At 59.2% G+C, this 5,550-nt stretch carries 8 protein-coding genes and 1 tRNA gene; 5 read left to right on the top strand and 4 right to left on the bottom strand.

Translation table 11 applies throughout. The features are described from left to right. The 4 genes from ACXWUF_RS17490 to ACXWUF_RS17475 all read left to right on the top strand — a co-directional run. A partial coding sequence (locus tag ACXWUF_RS17490; RefSeq protein ID WP_458495899.1) for a His/Gly/Thr/Pro-type tRNA ligase C-terminal domain-containing protein occupies positions 1–456 on the top strand: 456 nt, incomplete at its 5' end. Then, the gene (gene dapC / locus ACXWUF_RS17485; RefSeq protein WP_458495898.1) at positions 457–1,650 is read left to right on the top strand and encodes a succinyldiaminopimelate transaminase; all 1,194 of its coding nucleotides are present in this window, start codon (positions 457–459) and stop codon (positions 1,648–1,650) included. It abuts the gene before it with no gap. Positions 1,651–1,700: 50 nt separating this feature from the next. Continuing rightward, entirely contained in the window at positions 1,701–2,522 is an 822-nt protein-coding gene (gene dapD, locus ACXWUF_RS17480; RefSeq protein ID WP_458495897.1) for a 2,3,4,5-tetrahydropyridine-2,6-dicarboxylate N-succinyltransferase, read from the top strand. Positions 2,523–2,551: 29 nt separating this feature from the next. Next, complete coding sequence (locus ACXWUF_RS17475) at positions 2,552–2,953, top strand: hypothetical protein (RefSeq protein WP_458495896.1); 402 nt, start codon at positions 2,552–2,554, stop codon at positions 2,951–2,953. A 102-nt stretch (positions 2,954–3,055) separates the two neighbouring features. Here ACXWUF_RS17475 and ACXWUF_RS17470 read toward each other — a convergent pair whose 3' ends face one another. From ACXWUF_RS17470 to tatA, 4 genes are read right to left on the bottom strand one after another with little or no spacing between them, the layout of a single operon-like run. Then, entirely contained in the window at positions 3,056–3,802 is a 747-nt protein-coding gene (locus tag ACXWUF_RS17470) for an SAM hydrolase/SAM-dependent halogenase family protein (protein ID WP_458495895.1), read from the bottom strand. A 6-nt stretch (positions 3,803–3,808) separates the two neighbouring features. Beyond that, positions 3,809–4,582, bottom strand: a complete 774-nt coding sequence (tatC, locus tag ACXWUF_RS17465; RefSeq protein WP_458495894.1) for a twin-arginine translocase subunit TatC — start codon at positions 4,580–4,582, stop codon at positions 3,809–3,811. Continuing rightward, on the bottom strand, positions 4,569–4,895 hold the full coding sequence (gene tatB / locus ACXWUF_RS17460) for a Sec-independent protein translocase protein TatB (protein WP_458495893.1): 327 nt from the start codon (positions 4,893–4,895) through the stop codon (positions 4,569–4,571). The genes tatC and tatB overlap by 14 nt, the downstream gene beginning before the upstream one ends. Before the next feature lie 12 nt (positions 4,896–4,907). Continuing rightward, positions 4,908–5,111 (bottom strand): twin-arginine translocase TatA/TatE family subunit, encoded by a 204-nt coding sequence (gene tatA, locus ACXWUF_RS17455; RefSeq protein ID WP_458495892.1) that lies wholly within the window; start codon positions 5,109–5,111, stop codon positions 4,908–4,910. A 334-nt stretch (positions 5,112–5,445) separates the two neighbouring features. Between tatA and ACXWUF_RS17450 the strand changes: the two genes are divergently transcribed. Further along, a tRNA-Gly gene (locus tag ACXWUF_RS17450) sits at positions 5,446–5,519 on the top strand. Positions 5,520–5,550: the final 31 nt, after the last annotated feature.

Below are 5,550 nucleotides of genomic sequence, written 5' to 3'. Positions count from 1 at the left end.
GCCATGCAGGCCACGGTGCTGAACGAGGAAGGCAAGCACCAAGTGCTGATTATGGGCTGTTACGGCATCGGCGTGTCGCGGGTGGTGGCCGCCGCCATTGAGCAGAACCATGACGAGCGCGGCGTCATCTGGCCGGAAGCCTTGGCGCCCTTCCAGGTGGCGTTGGCGCCCATCAACATGCAGACCTCCGAGCGCCTACGGGAAGCCGCCGAGCATCTGTACCGAACCATGAAGGAAGCCGGTTTGGATGTGCTGTTCGACGACCGCAAGGCCCGTCCCGGCGTTATGTTCGCCGATTTGGAACTGGTCGGCATTCCGCACCGGATCGTCATCAGCGACCGCCTGCTGGATACGGGCCGTGTCGAATACAAGGGCCGTCGCGACGCCGCCGCCATCGAAATCCCGTTGGGAGAGGTGGTGCCGTTCCTGGAATCCAAACTGGCCTGGCGCGGTTAAATGAATCCCAACCTGGACAAATTACAGCCCTACCCTTTCGAGAAGCTGGCGAAGCTCAAGGCGGGGATTCAGCCTCCGGCGGAACTTTCCCACATTGCCCTGTCCATCGGCGAACCCAAGCACCCCACGCCCCGCTTCATCGCCGATGCCCTGACCGCCAACCTGAGCGGACTCAGCAACTATCCGGCCACCAAGGGCATCCCGGAATTGCGGCAAACCATCGCCGAGTGGCTGACGCGGCGGTTTCAATTGCCGGAAGGCGCGGTGGATGCGGAACGGCACGTCCTGCCCTGCAACGGCACCCGCGAGGCGCTGTTCGCCTTCGCCCAGGCCGTTCTGGACCCCAGCGAGCGGGCGCTGGTTTTGATGCCGAATCCGTTTTACCAAATTTACGAAGGCGCGGCCCTGCTGGCCGGGGCCGAGCCGTATTTCCTGAACACCACCCGCGAGACGGGCTATCTACCGGATTTCGACGCCGTGCCGGACGCGGTGTGGGCGCGGTGCCGGTTGCTGTATATCTGTTCGCCGGGCAATCCCACCGGGGCGGTCATCGGCACGGAAACCCACCGCAAGCTGATTGAATTGTCGGCGCGGTTCGGTTTCATCATCGCGTCCGACGAGTGCTATTCCGAGCTCTACTTGGATGAATCGGCGCCGCCGCCGGGCCTGCTACAGACCGCCCACGCCATGGGCAATACGGCGTTCGAGCGGTGCGTGGTGTTCCACAGCTTGTCCAAGCGCTCCAACGCGCCTGGGTTGCGGTCCGGGTTCGTCGCCGGAGATGCGGCCATCCTCGCGAAATTCCTGCTGTACCGCACCTATCACGGCTGCGCCCTGTCCCTGCCGGTGCAGCAAGCCAGCCTCGCCGCATGGCAGGATGAAAGCCATGTCGTGGAAAACCGGGCGCTGTATCGGGAGAAATTCGCGGCGGTCCACGGCATTCTGAAGGATGTGCTGGATGTGGCGGTGCCTCCGGCGGGGTTTTATCTGTGGCCCAAGACGCCGGTGGACGATCAGGAATTCGCCCGCGCCCTGTTCGCTCAAACCCATATCACGGTGCTGCCGGGAAGTTATCTGTCCCGCGAAGCTCACGGAGTGAATCCGGGCCGCAATCATGTGCGGCTGGCGTTGGTGGCTTCGCTGGGGGAATGTGTGGAAGCCGCCCGGCGGATTGTTGATTTTATGCGGCATTAAAAGCCTGTTTATCCCTATTTATCCTTGTCATTAACCCTAAGCTAAAACCCATGTCGAATCTCGAAACCATCATCAACCAAGCCTTCGAAAACCGCGCCGAAGTCTCCCCCACGTCCGTCAGCGCGGAAATCCGCGAAGCCATCAACGAATCCCTGAACCTTCTCGACAGCGGCCAGCGCCGCGTGGCCGAGAAGATCGACGGTCATCAGTGGGTCGTCAACCAGTGGCTCAAAAAGGCCGTGCTGCTGTCCTTCCGCATCAACGACAACCGCGTCATGGGCGAAGGCGACTGCCGCTACTACGACAAAGTGGAACCCAAGTTCGCCCAGTTCGGCGAAGCAGAATTCAAAGCCCAAGGCGCTCGCGCCGTGCCGGGCGCGGTGGTGCGGCGAGGTTCCTACATCGGCCCGAACGTGGTGCTGATGCCCTCCTTCGTCAACATCGGCGCTTTCGTCGACTCCGGCACTATGGTCGATACCTGGGCCACGGTCGGCTCCTGTGCCCAAATCGGCAAGAACGTTCACCTCTCCGGCGGCGTCGGTATCGGCGGCGTGCTGGAACCCTTGCAGGCCGGCCCCACCATCATCGAAGACAACTGCTTCATCGGTGCCCGTTCGGAAGTGGTCGAAGGCGTGGTGGTCGAGGAAGGCTCGGTCATTTCGATGGGCGTCTACATCGGCCAAAGCACCAAGATTTACAATCGCATGACCGGCGAAATCACCTACGGGCGCATCCCCGCCGGATCGGTGGTGGTGTCCGGCAACCTACCGGCGAAGGATGGCAGCCACAGCCTGTACTGCGCGGTCATCATCAAGCAGGTGGACGAAAAGACCCGTGGCAAGGTCGGCATCAACGAATTGCTGCGCGACTAATCCATTCAATAACAAAACGAGGAAAAACCATGAAAAGAAGCTTGTTCTTAGGCTTGGCCCTGATCGTGTCCGGCAGCGCGTTCGCGTCCACGGATCATTACCTGCTGCGCGACGACAACCACGTCCATCATCTGAAGATCACCAAAATCGGCGATGACGTGACCGTTGCCATGGACGTGAACTTCGAACCCAACGCTTCCGAACAAGGCCAGAAGCCTTGCTCCGCCGAGGTGTCAGGCGAAGCCAAGGCCGTGAACGAAACCGAACTGGTGATGCGGAAGCAGATCGAGGGCGAGGCCCGTTATTGCTCGCTGAACATCAAGCTCAGCCCAAACGGCGCCAAGGTGGAACAGTCGGAAGAATGCGGCTATTTCGCCGCCGGCATTTGCCACTTCGAGAGCGATGGCAAGGAATTGGTGAAAATCAAGTAAGCCGAGTTTCACCCGGTCTAAAAAAACCCCGTCCTGAGTGGCGGGGTTTTTTATGCAACGCCTCTGTAGGTCGGGCTTAAGCCCGACCTACAAGCACGATTTTTACGCCAGATGGATGGGCATACCGACAACCAATCCTAAACAACGGTCGGCCCGGTCCCGGTTGACCGCCACCTCCACCAAATCCATCGAATTGCGATACCAGAACGCCTGCCCTTCACCGACCTCACAAAAAGTGGAAGCCTGCGGGATGCTCCGGCCATTCACCCACAGCACCTGCCCATCCAATTCAGCCCGATAGCGCAGCCCGGTGATGGCGTTGCCGTAATGGTCGATGTAGATGATTTCGGCCAAGTCGGCGGGCCAGTCCTGTAAATCCGGTCCCTGCCAAACTTGACCCCAGGTGAAATCATTCCGGGCGATACGCGCCGCGATGGAAGCGAATAAATCCCGCCCGTGAAAACTGGCCGATAAGGTATCCGGTCGCCAGTCGATGACCCGCCATTCAACCCGCGAGGCTTGCGCGGCGACGGTGTTGAACAAGCCATTGTCCGGCCCGACGAACCAGCGCCCGTCCTCCTGTAGCACGACGGGGAGACGCTCGCCGCCCACGCCCGGATCAACCACGCCGAGAATTACACTGTCCGGCGGGCAGTGGCGGCTTAAAGCGGCGAGCAGGTAGGCGCTGTGGCGCGGGTCTCCGCACGGCGCGTTGCTGACCAAATTGATGACCGGCACCCCCGGCGCGTTCATCCGTAACACGGCTTCCATCTGGCCGAGATACGGACCCTCAGCACCGAAATCAGTGAAGAGAAAAATCAGGCCGGGCGCCGACGAATCGGAATCCATGGCCCGTCACGCATCGGGCAAGTGGTCGATTTCCGCCCGCCGCCGGGGTGTGAAGAAGCGGGAGAACACCAGCCCCAGTTCAAACAGCAGCCAAATCGGCACCGCCAGCATGGTTTGCGAGACCACGTCGGGCGGCGTCAGCACCATGCCAATGACGAAGGCCAGCACGATGGCATAGGGACGCTTGTCGGCGATGGTTTCCCGCGTGGCAATCCCCGTCGCTACCAGCAGAATGGTGGCAATCGGCACTTCGAAGGAAATGCCGAAGGCGAAGAACAGGGTCAGCACGAAATCCATGTACTGATTGATGTCCGTCATCACCGCCACGCCGACGGGCGCGGTCATAATCATGAATTGGAAGATGATCGGGAACACCGCGAAATAGGCGAACGCCATCCCGGCGTAGAACAAAAAGATGCTTGCCACCAGCAGCGGCAAAGCGAAACGCCGCTCGTGCTGGTAGAGTCCAGGAGCGATGAAGGCCCAAGCTTGATAAAGGATGAAGGGAATCGCCACGAACACCGCCGCCACCAGCGTCAGCTTCAACGGGGCAAGAAACGGCGAGGCCACACCGATAGCGATCATCTGCCCCCCCGGCGGCATGTGTTTGGTCAGCGGCCCCGCCAGATAGGCGTAGATTTCGTTGGCCTTGAACGACATCCCGGCGAAAATCAGGGTGACGACCACAATGCAGCGGATCAGCCGGTCGCGCAGCTCCACTAGGTGGGAAATGAATGGCAGTTCCAACCCCTCCATCCCCTCAGGTTCATTCTTTCTCATGGCTCGGCTCCGCACGGTTGGCCTCAGGCTCGGACTTATTCCTGGAAGCGGCCATCATCCGCTTCGCGAGTTCGTCGCTATTGAAGGCCGAGGCATCCCTTTCGAGCCGTTTCTTCCCTTCCTGCAGGGATTGTTTTAATTCCTCCAACCGCAATTCCTGATCGATCTCCGACTTAACGGAGGCCACCATAGAGCGGGCTTTACGCATCCACAACGCAGCCTCCCTGGCCACCCGTGGCAAGCGCTCTGGCCCGAATACCAGCAAGGCCACCACGCCGACCAGGACCAGCTCCCAAAAACCTATATCGAACATGGCGCTGGACCGTTAGCTGGATTTTTCCTTCTTCTCGGGCGCGGACTCATCTTCGACGGTACGCCCGGACTTGTCGTCATCCCCCTCGCTCATGGCGGTCTTGAAGCTCTTGATAGCTGACCCCAGGTCGCCCCCGATGTTACGAAGCCGCTTGGTGCCGAACAACAGAAGCACGATCAAAAAAAGGAGCATAAGCTCCCAGATGCCAATACCCATATTTAATCTCCCGATTGCGTTTTGCTAAAATCCAATCTTACCGGATTCAGGTTATGAAGATAACGGCTTTGCTTGACAACGACTCGTGATAAGGCCGCACAAAGCGTTGGGAAGGCACCCAAAACATTTTTACGAGCCGCATGGCTTGAAACGATTCTCGATCCGCCGTAATTGTTATACAATTTAACCCCGTTCATCCTCTAGGCTCTATTGACGTAAGGAAAAATTGGTTTTGGGAACAGACGGTTAGCCGCAGCGCCTAAAAACGTAGGCCCATGTTTCCTGGCGCTTTTCGCGCTTATGTCAACAGAACCTAGCCTCCCTGAAAATCAGGGCGGGTGTCGTCTAATGGTAAGACAACAGCTTCCCAAGCTGTGAACGTGGGTTCGATTCCCATCACCCGCTCCATCCCTCCGATATATCACCTTAAACGCCCTAT

This window comes from Methylomagnum sp., from assembly GCF_054333355.1.
The sequence above is the reverse complement of the archived record's forward strand: the minus strand, read 5'-3'. Positions and strand labels throughout refer to the sequence as shown.